Source organism: Methylobacterium goesingense (assembly GCF_022179225.1).
Taxonomy (GTDB): Bacteria; Pseudomonadota; Alphaproteobacteria; order Rhizobiales; family Beijerinckiaceae; genus Methylobacterium; species Methylobacterium goesingense.
The window spans coordinates 1-25,559 of the sequence record NZ_BPQL01000010.1 but is presented as its reverse complement, the minus strand read 5'-3'; the positions used below and the strand labels follow the sequence as shown (position 1 = coordinate 25,559).

Genomic DNA, 25,559 nt, shown 5'->3' with positions numbered 1-25,559 from the left:
GTTCCGCCATGAAGGTGCTGATCGCCGCCACGGCCCTGACGGGGCACATCAATCCGCTCCTCGCCGTCGGCCGGCTTCTCGCCGCACGCGGGGACACGGTCGTCGTCACCACCGCCGAAGCGTTCCGCGAGAAGATCGAGGCCGCGGGCCTGCGCTTCTCGCCGATCGACGACGGCCATGCCGCGGAATACCGCGAGACCAGCCTGCCTGCAGGGCCCGAGCGCTACCGCCGCGAGTTCGAGCGGCGCTTCATCGACCCGATGCCGGTTCAGGCCGAGGCCCTGCGCTCTCTGATCGCGGTGGAGCGGCCCGACGTGATCGTCGCCGGAAGCTTGTTCCTCGGCGTGCTGCCCCTGCTGCTCGGGTCCGGCCCACGTCCGCCCATCGTCGTCCTGAACGTCAGCTTCCTGTTCCTCGACCGGCCCGACGACGCGCCGGTGGGACTCGGCCTGCCGCCGGCCCGGAGCGCGGACGAGCGGGCGCACTACGCATTGCTGAAGGCCGGCATGGACGCCGCCTTCGTCGACCCCGTGCGCGCCTATGCCGACGCGCAACTGGCGCGCCTCGGCCTGCCGCCCCTGCCGGCCTCGCTGCCGCACTCCATCGCCGTGCTGCCGGACCTGTTTCTCCAGCCGACCGTACCCGACTTCGAGTACGATTTTGGGACGCTGCCGCCCAACCTGCGCTTCATCGGCCTGCTGCCGGCGCTGAGCGCCGAGGTGGCGCTCCCCGACTGGTGGCAGGCGCGCGACCGGGCCAAGCGCGTCGTCCTGGTCACGCAGGGCACCCTCGCGAATGCCGATTTCGGCGAACTGGTCGAGCCGACCCTCGCGGCCCTGGCGGACCGCGACGACCTGCTCGTGGTGGCGACCACGGGCGGGCGCCCCGTCGAGGCCTTGCGCGGACCTCTTCCGGCGAATGCCCGGGTGGCGCCGTTCCTGCCCTTCGACGCGATGCTGCCGGAGGTGTCCCTGCTCGTCACGAATGGCGGATACGGCAGCGTCTCGCAGGCCCTCGCGGCCGGCGTGCCGATCGTCTCGGCCGGGCTGACCGAAGACAAGGCGGAGATCGGCGCCCGCATCGGCTGGTCAGGCGCCGGATTCAATCTGGCGACCAACGCGCCGGCGATCCCGGCGCTGCGCGAGGCGATCGAAACGGTGCTGGCACAACCTCGCTACCGCGCTCGAGCCGCATCCCTGGCGCGCTCTTTCGCGGAGCGCGACGCCGGGTCGGCGGTCCTCGCCGGCATCGACGATGCGGTTCGCACCCGCTCGAGCCTCCGGGGGATTGCCGCATGACCGCCGTCCCGATCCCTGACCGTGACCGCGCCCGGGTCCTGGCCGGACCGATGGCGAGCCGGGACCGCAACGGCGGGCGAACGCCCCGGCCGATCGCATTCGCGGCCACGCTCGTCCTCGCCGCCCTGACCGGCCTGCCGCTGGCATCGGTCGCGAACCTGATCCCGCAACCGGACGATCCGTCCGATCCGTTCCTCGGCCTCTGACCGTCAGCGAGGTATCGCCATGACCGCCCCCACCAGGCCCGTTCCACGCGAGACCGCACCGCTTCGCGTGGTGGTCGACCTCAACCGGTGCCAAGGCTACGCCCAGTGCTGCTACGCGGCGCCCGGTGCCTTCGAGGTCCGGGGCCACGAGATCCTGTTCTACGACCCCGCCCCACCGCACGCGCGTCGAGGTGAGATCGAGCGGGCCGTCCAGGCCTGCCCCGTCCGCGCCATCAGCCTTCAGGTCGAGATCGGAGACGCACCGTGAGCATCGCGGAGACGGCCGGCATCGTCGTCGTCGGCGCGTCGCTCGCCGGCCTTCGGGGCGCGGAGGCCCTGCGGCGCAACGGCTACTCCGGCCGGCTGACGGTCGTGGGTGACGAACCATATCGTCCCTACGACCGGCCGCCGCTGTCGAAGCACGTTCTGTCCGGCGAACTGGCACCGGATGCCACCGGACTGCCTGAGCTCGACACCCTCGATGCGCAATGGCGCCTCGGTCATGCGGCGGTCGCCCTCGATCGCGCGGCGCGCACGATCCGCCTCGCGAACGGGACGGGGCTCGCCTACGAGCGCCTGCTCATCGCCACCGGTGCGCAGGCGCGCCCTTGGCCCGCCGCCTCGGGTGGCGGGCTTGAGGGGATATTCACCCTGCGCGGCCGGGACGATGCCGCCCGCCTGCGAACCGCGTTGGCCGGGGGACCTGCCCGCGTCCTCATCGTCGGCGCCGGCCTGATCGGCTGCGAGGCGGCCTCCTGCTGCCGCGATCTCGGACTGCCCGTCACGCTGGTCGATCCCAACCCGGCGCCGCTCGCCCGGTCTCTGGGCACCTGGATCGGCAGCGTCGTCGCCGATTGCCTACGGGACGCCGGCGTAACTTTTCATGCCGGCGCACAGGTGCTCCGCTTCGCGGGCGACGCCTCGGGCCGTGTCGTTCGCGCCCATCTGGCGGATGGGCGCGCGGTCGAGGCCGACCTCGTGATCGTGGCCCTCGGCGCGACGCGCGCCACGGACTGGCTGAAGGGCGCGGGCCTGATGGCCGATGCCGGCGGCGTGACCTGCGACGGGGCCTGCCGGGTGCTCGGCGCCGATGGGACACCGTGTCCGGATATCTACGCCGCCGGGGATGTCGCGCGCTGGCCGAACCCGCTCTATGGCGGCCGGCTGATGTCGGTAGAGCATTGGGGCAATGCCGTCGCGCAGGCCGCGCATTCCGGGCGCAACATGCTGGCGCCGGCCGACGATCAGCGGACCTACCACCACCTGCCGGCCTTCTGGTCCAGCCAGTTCGGCATCAACATCAAGGCCGTGGGCCTGAGCGAGGGCGCCGACGCGGTCGCGATCGTCCAGGGCTCGCGCGCCTCGCGGCGCTTCCTCGCCGTCTATGGCCGCGCCGGACGCAGCATCGCGGCCGTCTCGTTCGATCAGGCACGCTGGCTCCCCGCCTATGCCGAAGCGATCACGGCCGGCCGGGCATTTCCACCGATCCGCGATGCGAGCGACCAGGGGGACTACCTCGCCCTAGCACCGGGCTTCCCGCCACCCCGAGCCGCATCCACGCTCATCGAGGCCCGTCATGGCTGAGGACACGCTGTTTTCCGAGGTGCTCGACCCCGCCAACCGGGCCAATCCCTATCCGATCTACGCGCGGCTTCGCGAGACCCCGGTCTCGCCCCAGCGCGACGGCAGCATCGTGGTGAGCGGCCATGCGGCGATCCGCAGCCTGATCTTCGATCCGCGCCTCAGCTCGGAGGACCTGCCGCCCTCCCGCCGGCCGCGCACGGGCAACCCGCTCAAGGATTGGCTTCTCAACCCCATCAAGGACCGGATCGCCACCGCGCACCGCCCCCTGATCTTCCGCGATCCGCCCGATCACGACACCCTGCGCCACGCCGTGATGCGCGAATTCTCGGTGGCGCGGGTGCAGGCGCTGCGGCAGCGCGTCGTGCGGGACGTGGACACCCTCATCGACGCCTGCCGGGGGCGCGACGAGGTCTGCCTCGTGGAGGACCTGTCCTACCCGCTCCCGGTGTCGGTGATCTGCGACATGCTCGGCGTGCCGGAGGCGGACGAGCCGCAGTTCCAGGCCTGGGCGACGCAGCTTGCCACCGCCCTGGAGCCCGATGCCCGCCACGACGAGGCCAGCCGGCACCGGACGGTGGCGGCCTTCGACGCGATCTCCGGCTACATGCGCGCCCTGATCCGGGCGAAACGCCGACGCCCCACCGCCGACATGCTGAGCGCGCTGGCCGCGCCGGGTCCCGACGGCAAGGCCGTGATGGGCGATTTCGACCTGATCTCGACGGCGATCCTGCTGCTGGTGGCGGGCCACGAGACCACCGTGAACCTGATCACCAACGGCATGCTGACCCTGCTGCGCCATCCTGGGGAATTGGAACGCCTGCGCGCCGATCCGGAGCGGGCGCCGCGCGTGATCGAGGAGTTGCTCCGCTACGAACCGCCGGTGCATTTTCGGACCCGCAAAGCCCTCGGGGCCATCGAGATCGCGGGCCAGACCATTCCGAAGGGCGCACCGGTCATCCTGCTCTTCGCCGCCGCGAACCGCGACCCGGCCCGCTTCGACGATCCGGATCGTTTCGATCCGGACCGGGAGGACAACCAGCATTTCGGCTTCGGCGGCGGATTGCACTACTGCATGGGGGCGCCGCTCGCGCGGATCGAGGCCGAGATCGCCCTGGTGGCCCTCTGCCGGCGCCTCGTTGCCCCCCGGCTCATGGCCGACCCGCCGCCCTACAGGCCTGGGGCCTCGCTGCGTGGTCCGGAGAGGCTCGGCATCCGGATCTCGGGCATTGCGCCGGGGCAATCCTGACGCTGGCCCCCCCAAAACACCGCTGCGGCTCTGCAATCGCTCGGATTGTGGGATCCTGTCCGTCGGTGCGGGCGCACCTCGACGCCGACCCCCGGGTCGTGACCCAGGCTGCAGATCGTCGAGAGTACCGACCCCACGCTCGCAGCCGGTGCCGCTCGCAGGGCCATCGCCTGATCCCGTCGCGCAGGACGCGCGGCCCTGGCGACGGCGAGGCTATCGATGGCCGGGTGGTGTATCTCGTGCGGTCAGACGCGCGGCCCATCCGATACAGGCAACATCCCGGAATGACGACCATCACGTCGGTCCCGCGCCGTTTCCTCAATGCCGTCAGGCGGTCGTTCAGGCAGTTCCTCGCCCTACCGCTCGCCACCGTCGCGGGGTTCGTAGCCTTGAACGCCCTCGTGTATATCGCCGACCGGTCCTGGTCGGGGGGGCAGGCTCCGGCTGGCTTCAGCTGGCTCGGGGAGCTTCTGGGCGACAGTGCGGCGCTGGGGAGCCTGCTGACCACCGTGGCGTCGAGCATCATCACGGTCACCTCCATCACGTTCTCGCTCCTACTCCTCGCCGTACAGCAAGGAGCGGCGGCGCTGACGGCTCAGGTCACCGACCAGTTCATGGCACGGCGCACGAACCAGTTTTACTTCGGATACTTTGTTGGACTGTCTGTCTTCGTACTGATGACGCTGGTTACGAACACCGGCTTCCACCGACCCGTCTTTGGTACCACGCTGGCCCTTCTGCTCACCACCTCGGCCCTCTGCCTGATCATTGTGATGATCTACAACACCATCGACCAGATGCGGCCGGCGCAGATCATCCAATTCATTCATGGCCGGGTACTCAACGCCCGGAGAGTGGATCTCCGGTTACTCTCCGCGACCAGGAGAACGCCGCGGCAGGAATGGCCCATCGCGGTCTCAATCCGCTCGCGCGAAGCCGGATACGTGGTCGGTCTCGACCTTGCCCGCATTGGGAAGGTGGTCGAGCGGCACGGGCGCGGGACCGTTGAGATCGAGTTCGACACGACGGTCGGGGAGTACCGCGCCGTCCAGGACCCCCTGTTCAAGGTTCGCTGCCAACCCGGCGTTGTGCTCGACGCGGACGCACGGACATCCATCATCGACGAGACGCTGGCCGCGCTCGCTTACGACGACGGACGCGACCTCAACCACGACGCCACATATGGTCTTCACCAACTCTCCACCATCGCATGGACGTCGATATCGACCTCGAAATCCAACCCGAGCCCGGGCATCTTGGTCGTCTAGGCCCTGCGGGACGTGATCTCGCAGTGGGGCGATGGCGAGAACGATGCGGGCGAGAATGCGGCGTCTTGCATCGTCTATCGGGACGCCGCGCCGATCGCGGCGACCGATGCCCTCAAGGCCGTCATCGTGGTCGCTTCGGAATCGATCCAATCCCAGACCTTGACCGAAGCAATCACGACCCTCGCCATCCTGCTTCGCCATGTCGGCCAGCCGATGGCCGAGCGGCTCGCGGACATCGCCAATCGCGCGCCGTCGAGTCTCGGTGAGCACGTCCTCACGCGTCAGCTCGAAGTCGCGCTCTTGGACCTCTCCCGAGCGCTGGAGGAGCGGTGTTTCGCCAGCGTGTCCGACGCCGTTTCGAACTCCACCGCAGAGCTTGCCGCCAGCTTGGGGAAACTCAACGCACGTTCGACGCGGGTCCCCGGGACCACGTCGTAGCGGATCGCAGGGCGTTCGGTACGATAAGGCAGAGGATCGCCGCTGCGCCTGCCCGCGAAGCATGCTTCGATGGAGGCCGATGCGATGCTGTCAGTTCAGTCCAAGCTGCGACTTGCTCGTCAGGTGTCCGTTGCGGAACGATAGGGTGAGATTCGCGCCATAAGTGCCGGTCCCACGCCAGGAATAGGTCGCCCGGTGGGTCTTGCCGATGCGCATGCTGGTCACCGCCCGGCCCTGGCAGCCGAGAATCTCGACGGCGCGGCGGTAGCTCATGCCGTGCTTGAGAGCAGCATACGCTTGGCGTGTGATCCGGCACTCGGAGGCGGTCGCGCTCGTGGGGGCGATCAAAACGGTAAGGAGGGCGGCCAGAACGGCCCTGGACTGGAGGTTCGACATGGGGGACCAGCAACGTCGGGGGAGGGCGGCAGGAACATTCGGCAGTGACGTTGGACCCGACGCTCAGCCGGGCTTGCCCGATGCCGGCGCGGTCGCATCCCCGGGCTTCCGATCCGGTTCGACGTCGCCCGCAGGCCGCACGACGACCTTCAGGTTCTGGCGCATCTCCTGGAGGTGATCGACCACGACGCGGTCTCCGTCCGTGAGACCGTCGAGGATCGCGGTGTTCTCGCCGTGGATGTCGCCGGTGGTGACGGGCTTCTGCTGAACCGTTCCGTCGGCAGTGACCACGTAGACGATCTGCTGGGCGAGCTGGGCATCGAGCGAAACGGTTGGGACCAGCAGCCTGTCCTTCGTGCCGGTTCGGATGCTGGCGCGCACGAACTGGCCGGGTAGGAAGCGCTCGTCGGCATTCGGCATCAGGGCCCGCACGAGGCGGCGGGCGGTTCTCGGATCGAATCGCTGCGTCTGCCGTTCGTGATCCTGCTCGGCACGCCGATCGCGATCTTCGGGGCGGTGGGCTTCCTCGCCATCCGGGGCCTTGCCCTCGACATCTTCGGTCAGGTCGGGCTCCTGCTCTTGGTGGGGCTGGCCGCCAAGAACTCGATCCTGCTGGTTGCCTTCGCGGAGGACCTGCGCCAGCAGGGCGAGGACGTGCTCAAGGCCGCGCAGGACGCCACCCGCCTGCGTATGCGCCCGATCCTGATGACGTCGTTCGCTTTCATCATGGGCTCCGTGCCCCTCGCCATCGCCAGTGGCGCCGGGGCCAACGCCCGCGTCTCGATGGGGACCGTCGTGATCGGCGGCCTGCTGGTGGCCACCTTCATCACCCTGTTCATCACCCCGACCTTCTACGTCGCCTTCGAGCGCCTCCTGGGCAAACCGGCTGCATCGCGTGAGCAGCCTGATGGCGCAAGGATGCCTCAGCCGGCGGAGTGATCGTCTCCATCGGGGTAAGATTTTGGCGCACCAGGTGATCTATCCAAGAAAGGCCTCTCCTCACCCGTCTGCTCAAGCGCCGTATCGCTTCTGTAGCAGCCATTCCGCTCTTCACCTGGAGTCGCAATCCCGATCCCGACCCAACATCGCCGTTCGCGGCGGTTTACTCTTTGCCTTTAGCGGTCCTTCGTCTGGCTGCATTTTCGGAAACCCCACGCGCATCGTCCATGGCATCCACTGAGATGGGCCGCACTGTTCAAAGCCATTTTCTGGGAAAGCCGCTGGCGCGCCTCCGGCTTCGTTCGGAGCGCGGCCGAGCCCAGGCCCGGGATCTTCGCCGAACGGCACAAGGCCGCAGAACAGGGTCTGGTCTAGATGAATCGCACCGGGTTTCCCGGAGGCCATTTGGTTTGGGTCAAGCGGCCAGGGGTCGAACCTCGGTCTGGGCAGCCGACGGTGATCGAACCAATCCACCCATTCGAGAGTCGCGTACGCGACCGCTACGGGCCATGCCGATGCATGATCCGGGTTTAAGCAATCCGATTACGGTCTCAGCGAGAACATACTGGCGCGCGCCTTCGCAGGGCCGTGTCGTTGATCGCCAGACAGGCATCAGAGGGCCACCGACCGACCGACCGATCCGCCTCGACGGGCCAGTTCCGTCCAGAGCGGTCCGTCATCCCGGGTTGGGGAGGCGCGCCGCCATCGGCGACAAGCTCCGTCATCGGCGACAGGCTCTTGCGATCCCCCTGACCGGGAAGGCCACGCAAGATTGAGCGGCGCCCAGGCTCGCCGGGTCTTGCGCCGCATCACCGCCAGGAACGGCGCCAGCCAGATATCAGCAGCCCGTCCGTCCCCTCGCGATCCCAATCCGTTGGTGCCTCCCGCACCATCTGGGAAACAACGCATCGCATCCCGATGATCCTCCCCAGCCAAACAGCCAGAAGCCGTTCCAGCTTGACGGTCGAAGCTTCATCACCCCGACCGTCCCGAGTCGCATGACGCCTGAAGCAACCATGCCATCACGGGATCCTTCCCGATGACCGACGTTTCCCCGTGGTTCCCTCGAAGAAGGCACGTGAGTGTCGACGTCCGGCGCCGAGGTACGAAAGGGATGACGCGCGGCCTATTGACGACCGGCAGCAATCACGGACGCCGAGGCGTCATCGGTAAAGGCTCAATTCCGGTCTCGGATCGGCAATGAAGCCGTCGCGGTTCGGCATCTTCACCTTCGGCAGCGTGGTCGCATCCAGTGTCTCGTCGGCTTTGATGATTTTGCCCTGAGCGAGGATGTACGCGACGACGCTGTAGACCTGATCGTCGGTGAGCGACCCCGGCGCGTTGAACGGCATCGCGCGCTTGACGTAGTCGAAGAGCGTCGTCGCATACGGCCAGTAGCTTTCCGTCGTCTTCACCGGATTGTTCGTGGCAAGGCTTCCGCGACCGCCGATCAGCTTGTCTGCACCGATCCCGGGCGCCATGTTGCCTTGGAGCTGCTCACCGTGGCAGGCGGCACAACTCTCGGTGAAGACCGTTTCGCCCTGTAGAGCCGTCCCCGAACCTGCCGGCAGGCCCTTCCCACTCGGCGGGATCGAGAAGTAGGCGCGCAGATCGGCGTCGGTCACGGAATGTCCCACCCCGAGCCGGGTATCGGCGGTCATTTGTGCCATGCAGACGCCGGGAACGGCGGTCAGCATCAAACCCGTGAGCAGGCAACTCAGCTTACGCATGGACATTGCTGACTCCTCCGGACTGCGACACGCCCCAGCTTTGGATGGCGTTCAGATGATAGACGGAAGCCGCAGGACCATGATCGCCACGGATCGCGATCAGTTCGGCCCGCGTCGGTTGAACGTAGCCGGTCTCGTCGGTGCAGCGGCTCTGCAGCACGACCGGGGAACCGTCCCAGCGCCATGGGAAAGAGAATCGTACCGTGCACATTGGTTCAGGCGTCGAATCGAGGCGCGCCGGGTACCAAGTCCGGCCGGCATCGGTGGACACATCGACGGACTGCACGCGGCCACGGCCGGACCAGGCAAAGCCGGTGATCGTATAGGAACCCGGCCCCGGAAGTCGCATGTCGCCTGACGGAAACGTAATGACCGACTTCGCGTCCATGTCGAGCGTGAACAGACGGGCCCGGCCATCCGCCATCAGGTCGGTGTACTTCGACGTTTCCTCGCGGGTCATGAACGGCTTGTCGCTGACTTCCAGGCGGCGAAGCCATTTGATGTGCGTATTGCCCTCGTAGCCCGGCAGGAGCAGACGGATCGGGTAACCCTGCTCGGGCCGGATCGCCTCGCCATTCTGCCCATATGCGATGATCGCATCCTTGAGCATCTTCTCCATGGGGATGGATCGCGTCATCACCGCCGCATCCGCGCCCTCCGCCAGCACCCAGGCACTGTCGGGTTTGAGCCCAACCTCGCGCGCCAACGTCGAGAACAGCACCCCGGTCCATTCGGAGGTGCTGAGCAGCCCATGTGTCTGCTGCACCGTCTTCAGGGTCGGCTTCTTCCACTCGGTCAAGCCGTTGCCGGAGCATTCGATGAAGTGCTTACGGGTCACCGACGGCAGACGCTTGATGTCGTCCATGCTGAACCGCTTCGGCGTATCGACCATACCGTGCAGGACGAGGCCGTGGCGTGCGGGATCGATGGTCGGGATACCGCCGTGATGCCGCTCGAAATGGAGCCCGGAAGGCGTGATGTTGCCGACGAGATCCGCAAGCGGCGTCAGTGACCATGACGTGTTCTCGTTTGGGGTGGGATAACGGACGCGCACCGCCGTCTCGAATTGCGAGCGGGTGCCGTAGCCACCATCCGCCGCTACCGGTCGTCCCTGCTCCTTGGTCGGGTCATCGGGCACGTCGAACAGCTGAGCGCCCGCTGGAGCCTTGCCCTCGGCCCGCGCCCCGCCGGCCGCAATGGCAGCGGCACCGATCGTCGAGCCCGAGGCGAACAGAAAGCGACGGCGCTCGTTCCTCGTCGCATACATGCCGTCGCGGCATGGGCACTCTTGGCTTGTGCCATCCCGGCCCGAGGATCGGGACCCCGCGGGGAAATCGCGTTCTCCAACCATGGCACAACCACTCCCTGCTTAGTTTATGAATGCAATCTGATGTCGCATTTGCTTCGTATCTACCTACTGGATGGTAGCTTAGCCGGACATACAAAGCAAATCCTTCTCTCCAATGAGGCGGACGTAGACAAGCCATCTATTTCGAGGTGTGATCTGCGATGACGGGTCGTGTCCCCCGGCATGGCGTAACTCGCTGGGAGCCACCACGATTACCGCCTTGGGCCAGGAGGATCAGGCCATCAGGGTGCGCAGGCCGATCCGGGGATCATCGCCGATGGAGCAATGCCTACCAGGGCGATGGAGCGCGAGCGCTGGACGGCCCGCTCGTCGTTCCGTTCCGGCAGGATCGCGCCGACGAGGCGGGTGATGACTGCCGCATCAGGGAAGATGCCGTCGACCTCGGTCCGACGCTCGATCTCATGGTTCAGGTGCTCCAGCGAGTTCGTGCCGTGGAGCTCGATCCGGTGTGCGGCCGGGAAGCCCATGCAGGCCAGCACGTCCGGCTGGGTCTCGTCCATCAGCCCGCGCAGGGCCATCATCTCGTGGTGATCGAGGGGCACTCAGGTTCGAGGTCGGTATTCGCAACCCGACCCTACCCGGCAACCGCCGATGACCACTCCGCGAAAGAGCCCGCCCGCCACTGGTGAGCGACACCAGACGCGGGACGCGACCCGGCACCGCCGCCCTGACCTCGTCGCTCTGCACCGACAACCGACACAGACCCCACGCCGGACACGACGGAAAACCGCCGATCGGCAGAATCGCCGAGGACAACCTCGCTTGGAAATGCCCCCTAGGCGACCGCCGCCGGTCTGGAGCTCGTTTTCGGCGACAACCGCTGGCCCCAGCGGACGAGAGAATCGATGACGGGCTCGAGTTCGAGCCCGACCTCGCTCAGGCGGTATTCGACCTTCGGTGGGACCTGCGGGTAGACCGTCCGAACGACGATGCCATCAGCCTCCATCTCACGAAGCTGCGCGGTCAACATCTGCTGGGTGACACCCGGAATCGCGCGGTGGAGCTCACCGAAGCGTTTGACCCCTCCCATGAGATGATAGGTGATGTGCAGCTTCCACTTGCCTCCAAGTGCCCCAACGGCGCGAACGACAGGACAGTCAGCATCCTCGGGAGAGCAGCTCATAGTGGCATCCATCCGATCTCAACACTATGTTTTTCCATAGTGACTTTGATTTTTATGAGTTCTTACGGGGGTTATACAGATTCTGATATCGGGTTCCACCCAACGAAGGAGAACGCGATGAACAAAATCCTGGTGACCGGGGCGACCGGACCGCAGGGACGTCCCGTGGTCGAGAAGCTCATTGAGGCGGGCTTCAAGGTTCGCGTCCTCGTGCGTGACCCGGCCAAGGCCCGCGATCTCGCGGACATGGGCGCGGAGGTGGTGCCAGGTGACCTGGACGACCTCTCCAGCATCGCAGCCGCGACCGAGGGGCAGGACGGCGTGTTCCTGACGTTGGCATTCTTCACCGGAACTCACGCACAAGGGAAGAACGTGATCGAGGCCGCCGCCAAGCATGGCGTCCGGCGGATCGTGTGGAACGTCGCCGGCCGCATTCAGCAGCAGGACATCGGCAACCCGGCGATCGACAAATGGCGCCCCATCCTCGCGGACCTGAAGGCGAGCGGCGTTCCCTTCACCGTACTCCAGCCGACCGTCTACATGGAAAACTTCCTGAACCCGGCGATCGCCAGAGAGGTGGCCGAGACGGGCGTGCTCGCCTATCCCATTCCTGAAAGCGCCCACACGCAGTGGATCAGCCACCAGGACACCGCCGCCTACACGCTGGCCGTTTTCCGGCGCGGCGGCGACGACAGCATGGTCGTCGACGTCGCCGGACCGGAGGATCTGACAGGCGCGCAGATCGCCGAACGGTTCGGCAACGCGCTGGGTCGGACCATCGTGTTCCGCCCGATGCCGCCCGCCGAGTTCGCCCGGACGTTCCCCGAGGGGAGCGACCCGGAACCCATCGTGAGGCACTACACGAACGTCTTCTCCAACCCGGAGATCATGACGTCCGACGTCGATCACGCGGCATCGCTCCGCATCCTCCCGATCACGCCGCTTTCGTTCGAGGATTGGGTGCGACTGTACCGTGACGCGTTCACCAAGCGCTGATCGTGCGGCGGCCGGGCCCTTGGCCTGGCCGGCCCTGCCTGGGCGCGCACGGCCTCGCCGAGGGGGGCCTCCGGGTCCTCCGCGAGGCGGCCGTTGACGAAATAGGCCTCGGCATTGGTCACCGCGCTGGCCTGGACGCTCATGAGGTCGGCGAAGCGGAACGGCAGGGCGATCTCCACCACCTCGGCACCGAGCCGTTCGAAGTGCTCGAGAGCCACGTCGTAGGCGTTCAACATCTCGAACGAGACGTCCGCCCGTTCCGCCTTCGGCTTGCGCACGAGACGCAGTCCGCGCCCGCCGCGCGTCAGGCCGGGCAGCGAGTCGACCGGCTCGATGCCGCGCGTCGCGGGAACAAGGACATCGTGCCCCGCGATCGCGCGATTGAGAACCGCCAACGTCGGCGACCGAGGGGCCGAGGGGTCCCGGCGTGTCCAGGGTGGCGCTCAACGGGACGTTCCCATGGGTGCTGACGCGCCCGACCGTGACCTTGAGGCCGGTGAGCCCGCAGAAGGTGGCGGGCAGGCGGACGGAACCACCCGTATCGGTGCCGATGCCCCAGGGCGCCATGCGGGCTACCACACGGACGCCGGTGCCGCTGCTCGACCCGCCGGGCGTGCGGGCGACCGCGCGATCCCGGGGATTCCAGGGCGTGCCGAGATGCTCGGTTGGTGCCCCACACGCCGTAGGCGAACTCGACGGTGTGCGTCTTGCCCAGCACGATCATCCCGTGTCCCATCAGCCGCTGGGCGACGGTGGCCGTGGCGCTGGCGCGGCGGGCCCGGTGCGCGTCCGAGCCACCCATGGTGATCCGACCGGCGGGGTCGATCGGGTCCTTGAGCACCACCGGCACCCCGTGCAGGGGGCCGGCGGCGTGACCGGACCGGATCGCCCGGTCGGCGGCAAGGCGTAGCGCTCAATCCCCAAGGTCTTGAAGGCAATTATGATGCGGAATTGAGCATTTTAATGCGATAAATATTGGAAAGCATCGACATCTCGCGCGGCCGATCTCGGCTTGCTTCCGGTAATGCAGCGAGCCGGTCATGAGTGCCGTCGCGTCGGCAGTTTGCGCGTGGCATCCCGGCAGCCGCATTGCTTCACCGGCGATTTTCCCTCAAGCGAACGGCGTTCACCTTGACGCGGACCGGAGCACGTCCTGCGATGGAAGACCGTTTTGACATTGCCGTCGTCGGCCTCGGCGCCATGGGCAGCGCGGCCCTCTATCAACTGGGGCTGCGCGGCGTGAAGGCGGTCGGCCTCGATCGCTTCGCCCCACCGCATACCCTGGGATCGAGCCACGGCGAGAGCCGCATCACCCGGCAGGCCGTCGGCGAGGGCCGCGACTACGTCCCCTTCGTCCTGGCCTCGCACCGGATCTGGCGGAGCTTGGAAGCGGAGACCGGCGAGACGCTGCTGACAGCCTGCGGCGCCCTCGTGATGGGGCCGGGCAGCGGCGTCTCCTCACATCACGGAAAGCCGGATTTCGTCGGACGCTCGATCGATGCCGCGCGGGCATTCGCGATCCCGCACGAGGTTCTCGATGGGCACGAGGTCGCGCGCCGCTTCCCGCAGTTTCGCAATCTCGGCGGCGACGAGAAGGCCTATTACGAGCCGGGCGGCGGCTACGTCCGGCCAGAGCGCTGCATCGCCGCGCAGCTGCGCCGGGCCGGCGCGCTCGGTGCCGAGATCCGCACCGGCACGACGGTGCGTTCGATCCTCCAGGAGCCGGGCGGGGTCCGGATCGAGACCGATCGCGGCGTCGTCCACGCCGATCAGGTGGTGGTCGCGGCCGGCGCCTGGACCGCGCCTCTGCTCGGCGCCCCCTTCACGGACCTGCTCACCGTCAACCGGCAGCTCCTGCACTGGTACGCTCTCGACGACGTCTCGGCCTACGGCCCCGACGCGCCGGTCTTCATCTGGATGCACGGCTCCGGCGACACGGACTATCTCTACGGCTTCCCGCCCCTGCCGGGTGAGTCCCAGGTCAAGGTCGCCACCGAGCAGTACGAAACGGCCACGCGGGCCGAGGCCCTCGATCGCACCGTGACCTCGGATGAATCCGCCGCCATGTACAAGCATCACGTGGCGGGCCGGCTTGCCGGCGCGACGGCGCGGGTGACCCAGGCCGCGGCCTGTCTCTACACCGTGACGCCCGACCGCGGCTTCATCATCGACCGCCACCCGCGGATGGACCGGGTCCTCGTCGTGTCGGCCTGCTCCGGGCACGGTTTCAAGCACTCGGCCGGTATCGGCGAGGCCGTGGCGGACGAGATGGTTCGGGCCGACGGCCGCCTCGATCTCGCACCGTATTCGCTCGCGCGGTTCGGCTGATCCCCGAAGCGATGGCCTATTGATTGCTTGACCCGGTTAGACCGGACAAGGCAGTCTCTCCGAAGAGCGCGCGTCGAGCCCCGGTCTCGTTTCCGGTCGACCCGGATATGCCATGCTAAAGGTATCCTTCCATGCGTAAGCCGACTTTGGCGTTCCTCGGCTCCAGCCTGCTCGCGGCGGCAACCCTGCTTTCCGCTCCCCTGGCGACAGCCGCGGACGGGATCGAGGCGATCAAGCAGCGCGGGACGCTCATCGTCGGCGTGAAGGCGGATTACCGCCCCTTCGGCTTCCGCGATCCGAGCGGGGCGATCATCGGACTGGAGCCGGACCTCGCCGCCGACGTCGCCAAGCGCCTCGGCGTCAAGCTCGAGCTCGTGCCGGTGGTCTCGTCGAACCGGATCGAGTTCCTGCAGCAAGGCAAGGTCGACCTCCTCATCGCCACGCTCTCCGACAAGCCGGAGCGCCGCCGCGTGGTGCAGGCCATCGACCCGCAATACTATTCCGACTTCGTCAACGTGATGCTGCCCAAGAAGGCCGGCATCACCGATTGGGCGCAACTGAAGGGCAAGCCCCTCTGCGCCACCTCCGGCGCCTGGTACAACAAGGACGTGGCCCGGACCTACGGCGCGGAGATCGTCGCCTTCGACGGCTCCGAGAAGCCGCTCTTCGCGTTGAAGCAGGGCAATTGCCTCGGCTACGTCTACGACCAGAGCATGCTGCAGGGGAAACTCCTCGATGCCGACTGGAAGGCGGATTACGGGCTGCCGCTGAAGGGGATCCTCGACGCGCCCTGGATGATGGCGGTGGCGCTCGGCAACAGCGCGCTGCAATCCCTCCTGGAGACGACGACCAAGGACTGGATGAAGTCCGGCTTCATCGTCGAGGAGGAGAAGAAGTGGGGCATCGAGCCGACGGACTACTCGAAGGCGATGCACGAAAAGTACAAGAACGCGACCAACTGAGCCGCCCCAGACCGTTCGACCGGCCATCCGAGGAGCATGATGGACGCCGTTCCGAACTGGTTCCGGGGCCTCTACGAGACCACGGGCTACAACTTCACCGTCTTCTACGACCCCTATGACTGGGACCGCTACGTCAACGGCCTGAAAACGACCCTGCTGCTCGTGGTGACGACGATCCTGGCGAGCCTCGTCATCGGCGCCGTGGGGGCGCTGATCCAGGGTGGCCCTTCGCGGCTCCTGCGCGGCCTCGTCAACGGTTTTGTCGTCGTGTTCCGCAATACGCCGCCGCTGGTGCAGATCTTCTTCTTCTACTTCGGTCTCGGCACCCTGCTGCCGGCCACCCAGACCGCCGACGGCCTGCGCGTGCCGCTCCTCGACAACGTGCAATGGGCCATCGTCTCGCTGGCCCTGTTCGCCGGGGCCTTCAACGTGGAAATCTTCCGCTCCGGCATCGAGGCGGTGCCGCGCACCACCATCGAGGCGGCCGAGTCCCTCGGCTACACCCGGCTCAAGGCCTACCTCTACGTCGTGCTGCCGCTCGCCCTCCGTGTCTGTCTGCCGGCCCTCAACAACAACCTCATCAATCTCCTGAAGACCACCACCCTGGCCTACGCCATCGCGGTGCCGGAGACCCTCTACGCGGTGAAGCAGATCTGGTCGGAATCGCAGAACGTGCTCGAGATGATGATCGTCCTGCTGGCGACCTACGCGGTCCTCGTCGGCGTCCTGGTCTGGCTCATGCACCGCTGGGAGCGGGCTCTGCGGATCCCGGGCTACAGCCGGTGAGGGCGCCACCGCCGACCGCCGGCGACCTGCCGGTGCTGCTGCCGTTCCGGGTCTCGCGCACCCGAGCCCGGTTCGCCCTCGGCCCGGTGCGGGCCTGGCTGCTCGGAGCGTGGCTCGCGGGCCTCCTCCTCGTGCTGCCGGCCTTCGCGCAGGGGCCAGACGCGGTGCTGTCACCGCTTCAGGTGATCCTGCGCTGGGCACCGCTGCTGCTCACGGGCTTTGCCTTCAACGTCGCGATCTCGCTCGTGGCGATGCTCCTCGGGACGGGAGCGGGCGTCGGGCTGGGCCTCGCCCTCGTCAGCGAGGGGCCGATCCTGCGCCGCGTCGCCTGGGGCCTGACGCAGTTCTTCCGCAACGTCCCCTGGCTGGTGCTGCTATTCTTCGTGATGCTCCTCGTGCCGTTCCAAGTCACGGTGTTCGGCCTGCGCGTGCCGCTACCCGACTGGGTCAAGGCGACGGTCGGGTTCGCGCTACCGGTGATGGCCAACGTCGCCGAGATCGTGCGTGGCGCCGTGCGCTCGGTGCCGGCCACCCAGTGGGAGGCGGCCGAGTCGCTGGCCTTCACCCGGCGTCAGACGCTGTTCCGCATCATCCTGCCCCAGTGCCTCAAGCGGATGCTGCCGCCCTGGATGAACGTCTACGCTCTCATCGCCATGGCCACCGTGCAGGCCTCGATCGTCGGCGTCACCGAGATGCTGACGCTGACGGCGCAGGTGCACGCGGCGGAAGGGGGCCGGCCCGAGCTGTTCGCGCCGCTCTACGGCTTCGCCCTGCTGTGCTTCTTCCTCTACTGCTACCCGATCGACCGGCTGACCGCGCGCCTGGAACGGCGCTTCGAGACTGTGTGAGGCCAGCGTTCCCGATGGTGCGTCCCCGATGCTGAAGGTCCCGACCGCCGATGCACCGATCGTGCAACTGCTCGACGTGCACAAGTCCTTCGGCGAGGCCGAGGTTCTCAAGGGCATCAGCTTCGCCGTGCGCCGGGGCGAGGTCATCTGCATCATCGGACCGTCGGGTTCGGGCAAGTCGACGCTGATCCGCTGCATCAACGCCCTCGTGCCGGTCACCTCCGGCACCATCCGGGTCGACGGGATCGAGGTGGTCGACCCGAAGCTCGACAAGCTCGCCCTGCGGCGCAAGGTCGGCATGGTGTTCCAGCAGTACAACCTGTTTCCGCACAAGACGGCGCTGGAGAACGTCATGATGGCGCCGATCCACGTGCTCGGCCAGGACAGGCGCGAGGTCGAGGTCCGCGCGCGTGCCCTCCTCGCCAAGGTCCGGCTCGCCGGCAAGGAGGCGGCCTATCCCGGCGAGATGTCGGGCGGGCAACAGCAGCGCGTCGCCATCGCCCGCTCGCTGGCGATGCGGCCGGACGTGATGCTGTTCGACGAGGTCACGGCCGCGCTCGACCCGGAGACGGTCAAGGAGGTGCTGGTCACCATCCGCGAACTCGCCGAGGAAGGCATGACCTGCCTCCTCGTCACCCACGAGATGAACTTCGCCCGCGAGGTCGCCGACCACGTCTACTTCACCGATCGCGGCGTCATCGTCGAGCACGGGCCGCCCGAGACCCTATTCTCGTCGGCCGTCGATCCGCGCACCCGGCGATTTCTATCCCAGGTTCTTTGAGGACCTCTCCGGGCGCGGCCAGGCAAACTTGGCGCGCGACGTCCTCGAAGCTACGGGTCGCCTCGGGTCCATGCCGACCTGCGGGCAGAAGCCGAACTGCCCGTCTCGGACGCGTGAATCGTCTCCTGCGCCGCCATGGCCTCCGGGCCCTGGCCGGGCGTCGATTTCGACCCTGCACAACCGACAAGCTGGGCGACCCGGGACGAGGCCCGACGCGACCTGTTCGCGGACATCGAGGGCGACGGCAATCGGCAGCGCATCCGTTCGGACCGTCGTTTCATCACACCCGCGCAGGCCGAGCGAGACGCGCGCTTAAACCCCCGTGTCCGCGAAACCGGCGTCTGAGGCCAGTCTCACGCGTGAACATCCGGTTCTGCGTGGGACGCTGACGGGCCACTCACGGCTCGCGTCGTCCGGGCCCATCCGCCGCCGCCGTGACCTCCGCTTGTCGGGCCTGACGCTCGGCCTGCCGGCGCCCGAGCCAGAGGCTGTTCACCAGCCAAGCCGCCGAGAGCGGAACCGCCGTCACGGCGACGGCCGTCGAGCCGAGCCCCAGGGCGGCGATGCCCGCGAAGGACCAGGCCCCGAGTTGGTCGCCGACGCGGTAGACCACCGTGTCGATGAAGTTCTTGGCCTTGTAGCGATCCTCGCGCGGAACGACCGTGAAGAGGACTTCGCGGATCGGCCGGGCGATCGCGAAGTTGCCGGCCCGGCGCAAGACCTGGAACACCACAATGGCGGTGATCGTGGGCGACACCGCGAGCGCCGCGAAGCCCAGAATGCTCGCCGCCGGCAAGAGGGCCAGCGCCGGCCCGACGCCAATGCGCCGGACGATCCGACCCGTGAGGAAGAACTGAACGCCGAGGGTTAGCACGTTCACCAGGAGGTCGACGCTGGCGAAGAACGCCGTCTGCGCGCCCCGATCGGGGAAGCTGCGCTTCGCGATGCCGGCCTGCTCGAAATAGAGGAAGGTCGACGTGATGGAGAACAGCAGCAGGAACAGGCCGATGTTGAGGAGGTAGGGCGAGCGGAACGTGCGGGTAATGCCGGCAAAAGCGCTCCCGCCGATCGCCTCCGCCGGCGCGGCGTCTCCGGCAACCGGCGCCCTGTGCAGCCGGTCGGACAGGCGGGCGAGGCCGCGCATGCTGAACACGGCCGCCTCGAGGAGGACGGCCGCGCCGACGAGGAGGGCCCAGGTCGGCACGTCGCGGGCGAGGATGGCCGTCGTCGCGGAGCCCGCGATGGCCCCGAGAGTCGCGCCGGCCGCGATGAAGCCGAACAGGCGCTTGCCCTGCTCGGTGGAGAAGACGTCGACGATCGTGGCCCAGAACACCGAGACGACGAACAGGTTGAAGATCGACAGCCAGACGAAGAAGGCGCGGCCGATCCAAACGTCGCCCTCCGGACCGGCGACGTAGAGGCCGCCCGCGAACAGCAGGATGTTGGCCGCGAAGAACCGGTAGGTCAGGGGCACGAACCGGGCTCGGGGCAGCGTCTTCACCAGCCAGGCGAACGGCACGTTCAGGACCAGCATGCCGACCAGGGTGCCGGTGAACAGCCAGGGCAGGTTCTCGAGGCCGCCGGCGATGCCCATCTGATCCCGGATCGGGCGCAGCACGTAGTAGGCGGCCAGAATCGAGAAGATGTAGGCCCAGGACCAGGCGAGCGCCGGAGCCTCTCCGGGCCGGACGTCGACGAGGCGCCCGAGCCAGGCGGCTGCGGACCGATCAGGCGTTCCGCCGGGCGGGGCCGCCGGACCGGCGGCGCGATTCACCGGGCGACACCGAGGCGGGAACGCAGTTCCGGCCCGGTGATCTCCAGGCCGAAGCCCGGGGAGCCCATGGCGAAGCTGTCCGCCTTGGCCAGCGGACCGACCACCACGGGATCGAACCCGGCCTCTTCGACGAGCCGGCTTACCGTCGCGAGGGCTTGCGGATCGTCGCCCGCCAGGGGAATGCCCATGCGGCCGCCGTCGCGATGCGCGTTCTTGGCGAACAGCTTGTAGTTCGCGAAGTTGAAGGCGCGCACGATCCGGGCGCCGGCGAGATACTTGGCCGAGACCGCCGCGATGCCCTGCGCCTGCACCTCCCCGTAGACCTCGCCGTCGCGGGCCTGGGTCGCGTTCCCGGCGTCGATGACGACCTTGCCCGCCCAGGCCGCGGCGTAGTCCCGGGCGAGTTGCGGATAGGCCTTGTAGGGCACGGCGACCACCACGACGTCGCCGAAGGCGATCGCCTCGGCGGGCGTGCCGGCCCGTGCCCTGGGCCCCAAGCCCTCCACCAGGGTCTTCAGCTCCTCCGGGTGGCGGGAGGAGAGCATCACCGCGTGCCCGGCCTTGGCCCAGAAGCTCCCCAGGGTGCCGCCGATGTTTCCGGCCCCGATGATTCCGATCCGCGCCGGCACCGCCGCCTTCACCGGTTCGTTCGCCACCGGTTCGTTCGCCACCGGTTCGTTCGCCACCGGTTCCTGGGCGGCGGCCGGAACCGCCGCAGCCAGAACGCCCGCGGCCGCGAGCGTCAGGAGCGTGCGGCGGGAGACAGAGTTAAAGTGCATCGACCAGGGCCTCCATACGGGTGCGCAGGGCTGCGTCGGGCATCCGCCCGCGCGCGGCGCCGAGGTTGTCCTCGACATAGGCGGCCTTGGCCATGCCGGGGATCGGGCAGGTCACGGCCGCATGCCCGAGGACGTATTTCAGGAAGAATTGCGGCCAGCTCGCGCAGTCGAACTCGGCGGTCCAGGGGGGCAACGCGCGGCCCTGCACGGCCTTGAACAGGCGGTCGCGCCCGAAGGGCACGTTGACCATCACGGCCATGCCGCGCTCGGCCGCCAGCGGCAGGATGCGCTCGGCGGCGCGGCGGTCGTCGAGGGCGTAATTGACCTGGATGAAGTCCAGGGTCTCGCGTTTCATCAAGACTTCGAGGTCCGGGAACTGGCTGTCGCGCCAGACCGTGACGCCGAGATAACGGATCTTCCCCCGCGCCTTGAGCTCGCGCAGGGTCGCGAGGTTCGCGTCCGGGTCGATCAGGTTGTGGACCGCGATCAGGTCGATCACCGACGTCTTCAGCCGCGCGAAGGAGCGGGCGATCTCGGCAGCACCTCCCTCGCGGCCGGGGGTCCCGACCTTGCTGCACAGGAACACCTTCTCGCGCAGCCCGTCCTCACCGAGGATGAGCCCGAGCACGTCCTCGGCCGTGCCGTAGCTCGGGGCGGTGTCGATCACGGTTCCGCCGAGGGCCACGAAGCGCTGCACCGCCTCGCGCAACGGGGCCACTTTCTCCGGAATCGGCTCGACCTCGTAGCGCCGCGAAGTGCCGATGCCGACCACCGGCAGGGTCTCGCCGGAGGAGGGAATGGGGCGACGCAACAATCCGACGGTCTCCGCCCGGGCGGGGGCGGGCGTCCGCGCGAGCAGCAGGCCCGACAGGGGCAGCAGGCCGGCCCCTGCCACGAAGGCGCGTCGAGATGGATGCATGGGGCACGGACCTCCGGCAGGCGACGTCCGGTCCATCTAGGGTGTTTTCGCCCGCCGTCAGGGGGGCGGCAGGAAGTCCCGGGCGCGGCGCGCCCCGTCCTCACCCGGCGCCGGCGCGGAGCGCACGCCGGTTACCGAGTCGGGATGCGGCAGCCTAGGGAGCGATCAGCAGGGCGCCGCCGAAGCGACGCTCCTCCGCCGCGACGTGGGCCTCCACGATGTCATCGAGCCTGAAGCGGCCGCCGATATCGACGCTGACATGCCCCTGGGCAATGGCCTCGAACACGTCGGCGGCATTGGCGCGGAAGGTGGCCGGATCGGCATTGTGGGGAAAGACGGAGGGGCGCGTCAGGAAGAGGCATCCCTTCTTGTTGAGGAGTTCCGGGTCGACCGCCGGGGCCTTTCCGGACGAGGCGCCGTAACAGACGACGAGACCGAACGGGGCAGCACAATCGAGCGACTTGATCAGGGTGTCCTTGCCGATCGCGTCGTAGACGACACGCGCTTTTCGGCCGCCGCTCGCTCTCAGGAAGGCGTCGGGCCATTCCGGATCGTTGAGGTCGATGACATCCACGCACCCAGCGGCGAGCGCGGTCTCCCGCTTGCCGGGAGAGCCCGTGGTACCGAAGACCGTGGCGCCCAGCGCCGTCGCCCACCGTGTCAGGATCTGCCCGACGCCGCCGGCGGCCGAATGCACGAGCAGGACCTCGCCGGCCTGCACGGCGTGCGTCTTGCGCAGGAGGTACTGGGCCGTCATCCCCTTGAACAGCAGGGTCGCCGCAGCCTCGTCGCTCACCGTGTCCGGCAACGCGACAAGCTTGTCGGCAGGCACGTTTCGACGGTCTGCATAGGCGCCGACGCCGGCGTTCATGTAGGCGACCCGATCGCCGCTTTGGATATGCGTGACACCCGAACCGACCGCTTCGACGACCCCGGCCGCCTCGAAGCCCAGGCCCGTCGGCAGGGGAAGCGGATAGATGCCCTTGCGTTGGTAGATGTCGATGAAATTGAAGCCGATGGCCGTTTGCCGAACCCGCACCTCACCCGGCATCGGGGAGGCAAGTTCCTCCGTCACGATGGATAGCACCTGGGGCGAGCCGAACTCGGTCAGCTTGACGACGCGTCTCGTAACCATGCGAATGCAACTCCGTGGCAGCCTGATGCGGTAAAGGGGGTATAAGCCTCATCGAAGTCTGTCGCACATCTGGGATCGAGCCACCGCGGCCAAGGTGTCATTCGACGCACCGTCGGGCCGACCAAGGGTGTTCGAGCACTGACCATCGTTCAGCTGGAAGCGATGTCCGATTAACGGTTTCGCGCTGTCAGAAGCAGTTCGTCCGCGCGCCACCCAGCTCGGTCGGAGAAGGGACGGGCGGTTCCGAACATGGCTCTGCCCCGGGGAGCCTCCGATTTCGTTGAATCAAGAACCCCTCATCGAAGACACCCCCATTTTACATCAAGAATTTTCCAATAAAAATTGCCAGGCCGCAGCATTCAGGACGGCGAGGCGTCCCTCACGCTATCGACGAAGATGGGCGCCGCGCCCCTCAAGAACGCTCCGACATCGTCGGCGATGACTTGCGAGAGGTCGTCGGGAATCGGCCAGCCATAGACGAACTTGCGGATGGCCAAGTAGAAGACTTTTCCGTGCAGCGCCCAGGCGGCCTCGGTCTCCCGTTCGGTCAGTGGCACGGTCTCGGGAGGAGGCAGGTTCAGGTCCGCCCGCATCTCCGCGCAGATCGGATGGATCACCCGGTCGCGGATGATGGCGAGGTAGCGCGGGGCGATGTCGTAGCCCTTCAGACCCGAGAATACGAAGATCCGCACCCAGACGTAGTCGAAGATCTTCTCGGCGTATTCCCGATAGAACCGGAGGATCCGCGCCTCGAGCGTCTGCGACCGATCCTGAACGAGGCCGTCCCAGGCCGGGTTCCAGCGCTGGACGTAGACGTGGTCGTAGACGCGATCGAGGAGCGCCTCCTTGGTCGGAAAGTAGCGGAAGATCGCCGAATGCGTGATCCCGATCTCGCGGGCCAATTCACGCGTCTGGCCGGCGAGACCATGCTCCGCGAAGAACTGCGCCGCCGCTTCGACGATCTGCCGCTCGCGCTGCGCGGCGGGCAAGCGCCGCCGGCCGGCGAGCGTGGCCTTCTCCGACCGCGCGACGAACGCGTCCGGGGCGCGGGCATCGGGACAATCCATGCTTCGTGACCGCTTGGTTATTTCGCTTGACGATGCCGTCCGACCCTGGATAGCTTGTAACCAAGCGGTCAACAACGAGTGATCGCACCGATACGCGGCCTGTGGGAGGGACGCTGATGAAGGCGCGGGCCTTCGATTATCGTCGCGTGGCAAGCGTGGCGGAGGCGCTCGACGCCTATGCCGCCTGTGCCGGGGAGGCGCGCTACCTCGCGGGTGGCCAGAGCTTGTTACCGGCCCTGAACCTGCGCCTCGACGCTCCGGATCTCCTCATCGACATCGGACGGATCGAGGCGCTGCGCGGCATCGCCATCGAGGGGGAATCCCTGCGGATCGGCGCCCTCACGCGCCACGCCGAGACCCTGGCATCCCCCCTCATCGCCGCCCACGCGCCGATCCTGACCCAGGCCGCCGCCTACATGGCGCATCCGGCGATCCGCAATCTCGGCACGATGGGTGGCAGCCTTTCGCTGGCCGATCCCGCCTCCGAACTGCCGGCCTGCATGCGCGCCCTCGGTGCCACCCTGGAGATCACCGGGTCGAATGGAATCCGCACCGTGCCGGCGGACGACTTCTTCCAGGACCTCTACGAGACGGCCCTCGTCCCCGGCGAAATGCTGACCGCCGTGCATGTGCCGCTGGCGGCGTCCGGGTCGCGGATGCACTTCACGGAGATCGCCCGCCGCCGCGGCGACTACGCGATGGTCGGGCTCGCGGCGAACCTCGTACTGGCGGAGGGGATCGTGACCTCGGCCCGCCTCGGTTTCTGCTCGGTGGGGCCGACGCCCATGCGGGCGCCCGCGACGGAGGCCGCGCTCACGGGGCGCCCCCTCGACGGGGATGCGATCACGGCGGCTCGCGCAGCCCTCGGGGACGACCTCTCGCCGGACGACGACGACAGCCTTTCGGCGGCGGCCCGCATGCATCTCGCCCGTGTCCTGCTCGGTCGGGTCCTGGCCGCCCTGGGCGAGGGCGGGGCCGAGGCGGTGGCCGCATGAGCTCCCCGCAGCCCCTCTCCCTCACCGTGAACGGCACGCCGGTCCGGCACTTCGTGGAGCCGCGCCTGTCCCTGGCCGATTTCCTGCGGGGCGACCTCGGCCTCACCGGCACGCATCTCGGCTGCGAGACCGGCGCCTGCGGCGCCTGCATCGTCAACCTCGACGGGCAGCCGGTCCATGCCTGCCTGATGCTCGCGGTGCAGGCGGACGGGCTCCGGGTCGACACGATCGAGGGGCTGTCGGAGGCGGGAACCCTTGCCGACCTGCAGGCCGCGTTCCATGCCCGCAACGCGCTGCAATGCGGGTTCTGTACCCCCGGCATCCTGGTGGTCGCGCATGACTGCCTCGGGGCGTGGGCGGCGTCCGGCACCGTCCCGTCCCGGGAGGTGATCCGCGACGCGCTCTCGGGCAATTACTGCCGCTGCACCGGCTACGAGGCCATCGTCGACGCGATCGAGAGCGTCGCCAAGGCCCGCGCGGGCCGCTTCGATCCGCAGCCCGGCGGGGAGGCGGCGATATGAGCGCGGCGGCCGACAGCCCGGGCGCGGGCCGTTATATCGGGCGCGGCCTGCCGCGCCCCGGCGCGCGGCGG

Annotated in this window: 26 protein-coding genes and 7 pseudogenes; 17 read left to right on the top strand and 16 right to left on the bottom strand. The window is 68.0% G+C overall.

The window, feature by feature from the left end:
- The first annotated feature begins 8 nt into the window (after window positions 1-8).
- The 7 genes from MFF30_RS01740 (at window position 9) to MFF30_RS01710 (ending at window position 6,040) form a co-directional block, all read left to right on the top strand.
- A complete protein-coding gene (locus MFF30_RS01740; RefSeq protein ID WP_238275770.1) occupies window positions 9-1,298 on the top strand; it encodes a glycosyltransferase in 1,290 nt (429 codons plus the stop codon).
- The gene (locus MFF30_RS01735) at window positions 1,295-1,504 is read left to right on the top strand and encodes a hypothetical protein (protein ID WP_238275768.1); all 210 of its coding nucleotides are present in this window, start codon (window positions 1,295-1,297) and stop codon (window positions 1,502-1,504) included. Before MFF30_RS01740 ends, MFF30_RS01735 begins: the two co-directional genes overlap by 4 nt.
- A 19-nt stretch (window positions 1,505-1,523) precedes the next feature.
- The gene (locus MFF30_RS01730; protein ID WP_238275766.1) at window positions 1,524-1,772 is read left to right on the top strand and encodes a ferredoxin; all 249 of its coding nucleotides are present in this window, start codon (window positions 1,524-1,526) and stop codon (window positions 1,770-1,772) included.
- 2 nt (window positions 1,773-1,774) lie between these two features.
- Window positions 1,775-3,088: an NAD(P)/FAD-dependent oxidoreductase gene (locus MFF30_RS01725; RefSeq protein WP_238275835.1), complete on the top strand. Its 1,314-nt coding sequence runs from the start codon at window positions 1,775-1,777 to the stop codon at window positions 3,086-3,088.
- Complete coding sequence (locus tag MFF30_RS01720) at window positions 3,081-4,334, top strand: cytochrome P450 (RefSeq protein ID WP_238275764.1); 1,254 nt, start codon at window positions 3,081-3,083, stop codon at window positions 4,332-4,334. Before MFF30_RS01725 ends, MFF30_RS01720 begins: the two co-directional genes overlap by 8 nt.
- 284 nt (window positions 4,335-4,618) lie before the next feature.
- The gene (locus MFF30_RS01715; RefSeq protein WP_238275762.1) at window positions 4,619-5,602 is read left to right on the top strand and encodes a DUF2254 family protein; all 984 of its coding nucleotides are present in this window, start codon (window positions 4,619-4,621) and stop codon (window positions 5,600-5,602) included.
- Between the two features lie 12 nt (window positions 5,603-5,614).
- The gene (locus tag MFF30_RS01710) at window positions 5,615-6,040 is read left to right on the top strand and encodes a hypothetical protein (RefSeq protein WP_238275760.1); all 426 of its coding nucleotides are present in this window, start codon (window positions 5,615-5,617) and stop codon (window positions 6,038-6,040) included.
- A 90-nt stretch (window positions 6,041-6,130) separates the two neighbouring features.
- Here the strand turns inward: MFF30_RS01710 and MFF30_RS01705 are convergent, their stop codons facing one another.
- Together MFF30_RS01705 and MFF30_RS01700 are read right to left on the bottom strand one after the other, a co-directional pair.
- Window positions 6,131-6,436: a DUF3862 domain-containing protein gene (locus tag MFF30_RS01705; RefSeq protein ID WP_238275758.1), complete on the bottom strand. Its 306-nt coding sequence runs from the start codon at window positions 6,434-6,436 to the stop codon at window positions 6,131-6,133.
- 63 nt (window positions 6,437-6,499) lie between these two features.
- Complete coding sequence (locus tag MFF30_RS01700; RefSeq protein ID WP_306424553.1) at window positions 6,500-6,856, bottom strand: efflux RND transporter periplasmic adaptor subunit; 357 nt, start codon at window positions 6,854-6,856, stop codon at window positions 6,500-6,502.
- 36 nt (window positions 6,857-6,892) lie between these two features.
- Between MFF30_RS01700 and MFF30_RS01695 the strand changes: the two are divergent.
- Window positions 6,893-7,375: pseudogene (locus MFF30_RS01695) on the top strand (efflux RND transporter permease subunit); the annotation flags it as partial.
- Window positions 7,376-7,813: 438 nt separating this feature from the next.
- Here MFF30_RS01695 and MFF30_RS26125 read toward each other — a convergent pair.
- The 6 genes and pseudogenes from MFF30_RS26125 to MFF30_RS01670 form a co-directional block, all read right to left on the bottom strand.
- Window positions 7,814-7,934: pseudogene (locus MFF30_RS26125) on the bottom strand (IS3 family transposase); the annotation flags it as partial.
- Window positions 7,935-7,947: 13 nt separating this feature from the next.
- Window positions 7,948-8,185, bottom strand: a pseudogene (locus MFF30_RS01690) (IS701 family transposase); the annotation flags it as partial.
- Window positions 8,186-8,538: 353 nt separating this feature from the next.
- Window positions 8,539-9,105 carry a c-type cytochrome gene (locus tag MFF30_RS01685; protein WP_238275756.1) on the bottom strand — a complete coding sequence of 189 codons (567 nt, stop codon included), beginning with the start codon at window positions 9,103-9,105 and terminating at the stop codon, window positions 8,539-8,541.
- Window positions 9,098-10,372 (bottom strand): sulfite dehydrogenase, encoded by a 1,275-nt coding sequence (gene soxC / locus MFF30_RS01680; protein WP_238275754.1) that lies wholly within the window; start codon window positions 10,370-10,372, stop codon window positions 9,098-9,100. Before soxC ends, MFF30_RS01685 begins: the two co-directional genes overlap by 8 nt.
- Before the next feature lie 315 nt (window positions 10,373-10,687).
- Window positions 10,688-10,986: pseudogene (locus MFF30_RS01675) on the bottom strand (transposase); the annotation flags it as partial.
- A 263-nt stretch (window positions 10,987-11,249) separates the two neighbouring features.
- Window positions 11,250-11,597, bottom strand: a complete 348-nt coding sequence (locus MFF30_RS01670; protein WP_238275752.1) for a winged helix-turn-helix transcriptional regulator — start codon at window positions 11,595-11,597, stop codon at window positions 11,250-11,252.
- 117 nt (window positions 11,598-11,714) lie between these two features.
- On the opposite strand from MFF30_RS01670, the gene MFF30_RS01665 reads away from it, so the two are divergent.
- Complete coding sequence (locus tag MFF30_RS01665) at window positions 11,715-12,593, top strand: SDR family oxidoreductase (protein ID WP_238275750.1); 879 nt, start codon at window positions 11,715-11,717, stop codon at window positions 12,591-12,593.
- Here MFF30_RS01665 and MFF30_RS01660 read toward each other — a convergent pair.
- From MFF30_RS01660 to MFF30_RS25890, 3 genes and pseudogenes are all read right to left on the bottom strand, one after another.
- A complete protein-coding gene (locus MFF30_RS01660) occupies window positions 12,503-12,988 on the bottom strand; it encodes an amidase family protein (protein ID WP_238275749.1) in 486 nt (161 codons plus the stop codon). The genes MFF30_RS01665 and MFF30_RS01660 overlap by 91 nt on opposite strands.
- Before the next feature lie 58 nt (window positions 12,989-13,046).
- Window positions 13,047-13,205, bottom strand: a pseudogene (locus MFF30_RS25895) (amidase family protein); the annotation flags it as partial.
- Window positions 13,206-13,332: 127 nt separating this feature from the next.
- Window positions 13,333-13,434, bottom strand: a pseudogene (locus tag MFF30_RS25890) (hypothetical protein); the annotation flags it as partial.
- Window positions 13,435-13,751: 317 nt separating this feature from the next.
- Between MFF30_RS25890 and solA the strand changes: the two are divergent.
- The 6 genes and pseudogenes from solA to MFF30_RS26120 all read left to right on the top strand — a co-directional run.
- Window positions 13,752-14,921 (top strand): N-methyl-L-tryptophan oxidase, encoded by a 1,170-nt coding sequence (solA, locus tag MFF30_RS01655; protein WP_238275748.1) that lies wholly within the window; start codon window positions 13,752-13,754, stop codon window positions 14,919-14,921.
- Between the two features lie 131 nt (window positions 14,922-15,052).
- The gene (locus tag MFF30_RS01650) at window positions 15,053-15,883 is read left to right on the top strand and encodes a transporter substrate-binding domain-containing protein (protein WP_238275746.1); all 831 of its coding nucleotides are present in this window, start codon (window positions 15,053-15,055) and stop codon (window positions 15,881-15,883) included.
- A gap of 39 nt (window positions 15,884-15,922) precedes the next feature.
- On the top strand, window positions 15,923-16,669 hold the full coding sequence (locus MFF30_RS01645) for an amino acid ABC transporter permease (RefSeq protein WP_238275833.1): 747 nt from the start codon (window positions 15,923-15,925) through the stop codon (window positions 16,667-16,669).
- Window positions 16,666-17,517 carry an amino acid ABC transporter permease gene (locus tag MFF30_RS01640; protein ID WP_238275737.1) on the top strand — a complete coding sequence of 284 codons (852 nt, stop codon included), beginning with the start codon at window positions 16,666-16,668 and terminating at the stop codon, window positions 17,515-17,517. The genes MFF30_RS01645 and MFF30_RS01640 overlap by 4 nt, the downstream gene beginning before the upstream one ends.
- A gap of 28 nt (window positions 17,518-17,545) precedes the next feature.
- Window positions 17,546-18,298, top strand: a complete 753-nt coding sequence (locus MFF30_RS01635; RefSeq protein ID WP_238275735.1) for an amino acid ABC transporter ATP-binding protein — start codon at window positions 17,546-17,548, stop codon at window positions 18,296-18,298.
- A gap of 42 nt (window positions 18,299-18,340) precedes the next feature.
- Window positions 18,341-18,495: pseudogene (locus tag MFF30_RS26120) on the top strand (IS3 family transposase); the annotation flags it as partial.
- 200 nt (window positions 18,496-18,695) lie between these two features.
- Here the strand turns inward: MFF30_RS26120 and MFF30_RS01630 are convergent.
- The 5 genes from MFF30_RS01630 to MFF30_RS01610 all read right to left on the bottom strand — a co-directional run bounded on the left by MFF30_RS01630 (window position 18,696) and on the right by MFF30_RS01610 (window position 23,972).
- The gene (locus MFF30_RS01630) at window positions 18,696-20,072 is read right to left on the bottom strand and encodes an NTP/NDP exchange transporter (protein ID WP_238275727.1); all 1,377 of its coding nucleotides are present in this window, start codon (window positions 20,070-20,072) and stop codon (window positions 18,696-18,698) included.
- Window positions 20,069-20,851: an NADPH-dependent F420 reductase gene (locus MFF30_RS01625; RefSeq protein WP_238275725.1), complete on the bottom strand. Its 783-nt coding sequence runs from the start codon at window positions 20,849-20,851 to the stop codon at window positions 20,069-20,071. The genes MFF30_RS01630 and MFF30_RS01625 overlap by 4 nt, the downstream gene beginning before the upstream one ends.
- Entirely contained in the window at window positions 20,841-21,770 is a 930-nt protein-coding gene (locus MFF30_RS01620; RefSeq protein ID WP_238275723.1) for an aldo/keto reductase, read from the bottom strand. Before MFF30_RS01620 ends, MFF30_RS01625 begins: the two co-directional genes overlap by 11 nt.
- A 154-nt stretch (window positions 21,771-21,924) precedes the next feature.
- The gene (locus tag MFF30_RS01615; RefSeq protein ID WP_238275721.1) at window positions 21,925-22,905 is read right to left on the bottom strand and encodes a quinone oxidoreductase family protein; all 981 of its coding nucleotides are present in this window, start codon (window positions 22,903-22,905) and stop codon (window positions 21,925-21,927) included.
- A gap of 359 nt (window positions 22,906-23,264) precedes the next feature.
- Window positions 23,265-23,972 carry a TetR/AcrR family transcriptional regulator gene (locus tag MFF30_RS01610; protein ID WP_238275719.1) on the bottom strand — a complete coding sequence of 236 codons (708 nt, stop codon included), beginning with the start codon at window positions 23,970-23,972 and terminating at the stop codon, window positions 23,265-23,267.
- Between the two features lie 116 nt (window positions 23,973-24,088).
- Between MFF30_RS01610 and MFF30_RS01605 the strand changes: the two genes are divergently transcribed.
- Together MFF30_RS01605 and MFF30_RS01600 are read left to right on the top strand one after the other, a co-directional pair.
- Window positions 24,089-24,967, top strand: coding sequence for an FAD binding domain-containing protein (locus MFF30_RS01605; protein ID WP_238275709.1), 879 nt, complete (start codon window positions 24,089-24,091; stop codon window positions 24,965-24,967).
- Window positions 24,964-25,488, top strand: a complete 525-nt coding sequence (locus MFF30_RS01600) for a (2Fe-2S)-binding protein (protein WP_238275707.1) — start codon at window positions 24,964-24,966, stop codon at window positions 25,486-25,488. Before MFF30_RS01605 ends, MFF30_RS01600 begins: the two co-directional genes overlap by 4 nt.
- Window positions 25,489-25,559 lie beyond the last annotated feature (71 nt).

Bases quoted from the DNA above. Each gene is read 5' to 3' on its own strand.
- MFF30_RS01625 (WP_238275725.1), bottom strand. From the start codon at position 20,851: ATGCACTTTAACTCTGTCTCCCGCCGCACGCTCCTGACGCTCGCGGCC.
- MFF30_RS01685 (WP_238275756.1), bottom strand. From the start codon at position 9,105: ATGCGTAAGCTGAGTTGCCTGCTCACGGGTTTGATGCTGACCGCCGTT.
- MFF30_RS01665 (WP_238275750.1), top strand. From the start codon at position 11,715: ATGAACAAAATCCTGGTGACCGGGGCGACCGGACCGCAGGGACGTCCC.
- MFF30_RS01720 (WP_238275764.1), top strand. From the start codon at position 3,081: ATGGCTGAGGACACGCTGTTTTCCGAGGTGCTCGACCCCGCCAACCGG.
- MFF30_RS01670 (WP_238275752.1), bottom strand. From the start codon at position 11,597: ATGAGCTGCTCTCCCGAGGATGCTGACTGTCCTGTCGTTCGCGCCGTT.
- MFF30_RS01645 (WP_238275833.1), top strand. From the start codon at position 15,923: ATGGACGCCGTTCCGAACTGGTTCCGGGGCCTCTACGAGACCACGGGC.
- MFF30_RS01605 (WP_238275709.1), top strand. From the start codon at position 24,089: ATGAAGGCGCGGGCCTTCGATTATCGTCGCGTGGCAAGCGTGGCGGAG.
- soxC (WP_238275754.1), bottom strand. From the start codon at position 10,372: ATGTATGCGACGAGGAACGAGCGCCGTCGCTTTCTGTTCGCCTCGGGC.
- MFF30_RS01705 (WP_238275758.1), bottom strand. From the start codon at position 6,436: ATGTCGAACCTCCAGTCCAGGGCCGTTCTGGCCGCCCTCCTTACCGTT.
- MFF30_RS01730 (WP_238275766.1), top strand. From the start codon at position 1,524: ATGACCGCCCCCACCAGGCCCGTTCCACGCGAGACCGCACCGCTTCGC.
- MFF30_RS01740 (WP_238275770.1), top strand. From the start codon at position 9: ATGAAGGTGCTGATCGCCGCCACGGCCCTGACGGGGCACATCAATCCG.
- MFF30_RS01615 (WP_238275721.1), bottom strand. From the start codon at position 22,905: ATGGTTACGAGACGCGTCGTCAAGCTGACCGAGTTCGGCTCGCCCCAG.
- MFF30_RS01600 (WP_238275707.1), top strand. From the start codon at position 24,964: ATGAGCTCCCCGCAGCCCCTCTCCCTCACCGTGAACGGCACGCCGGTC.
- MFF30_RS01700 (WP_306424553.1), bottom strand. From the start codon at position 6,856: ATGCCGAATGCCGACGAGCGCTTCCTACCCGGCCAGTTCGTGCGCGCC.
- MFF30_RS01635 (WP_238275735.1), top strand. From the start codon at position 17,546: ATGCTGAAGGTCCCGACCGCCGATGCACCGATCGTGCAACTGCTCGAC.
- MFF30_RS01650 (WP_238275746.1), top strand. From the start codon at position 15,053: ATGCGTAAGCCGACTTTGGCGTTCCTCGGCTCCAGCCTGCTCGCGGCG.
- solA (WP_238275748.1), top strand. From the start codon at position 13,752: ATGGAAGACCGTTTTGACATTGCCGTCGTCGGCCTCGGCGCCATGGGC.
- MFF30_RS01715 (WP_238275762.1), top strand. From the start codon at position 4,619: ATGACGACCATCACGTCGGTCCCGCGCCGTTTCCTCAATGCCGTCAGG.
- MFF30_RS01735 (WP_238275768.1), top strand. From the start codon at position 1,295: ATGACCGCCGTCCCGATCCCTGACCGTGACCGCGCCCGGGTCCTGGCC.
- MFF30_RS01620 (WP_238275723.1), bottom strand. From the start codon at position 21,770: ATGCATCCATCTCGACGCGCCTTCGTGGCAGGGGCCGGCCTGCTGCCC.
- MFF30_RS01610 (WP_238275719.1), bottom strand. From the start codon at position 23,972: ATGGATTGTCCCGATGCCCGCGCCCCGGACGCGTTCGTCGCGCGGTCG.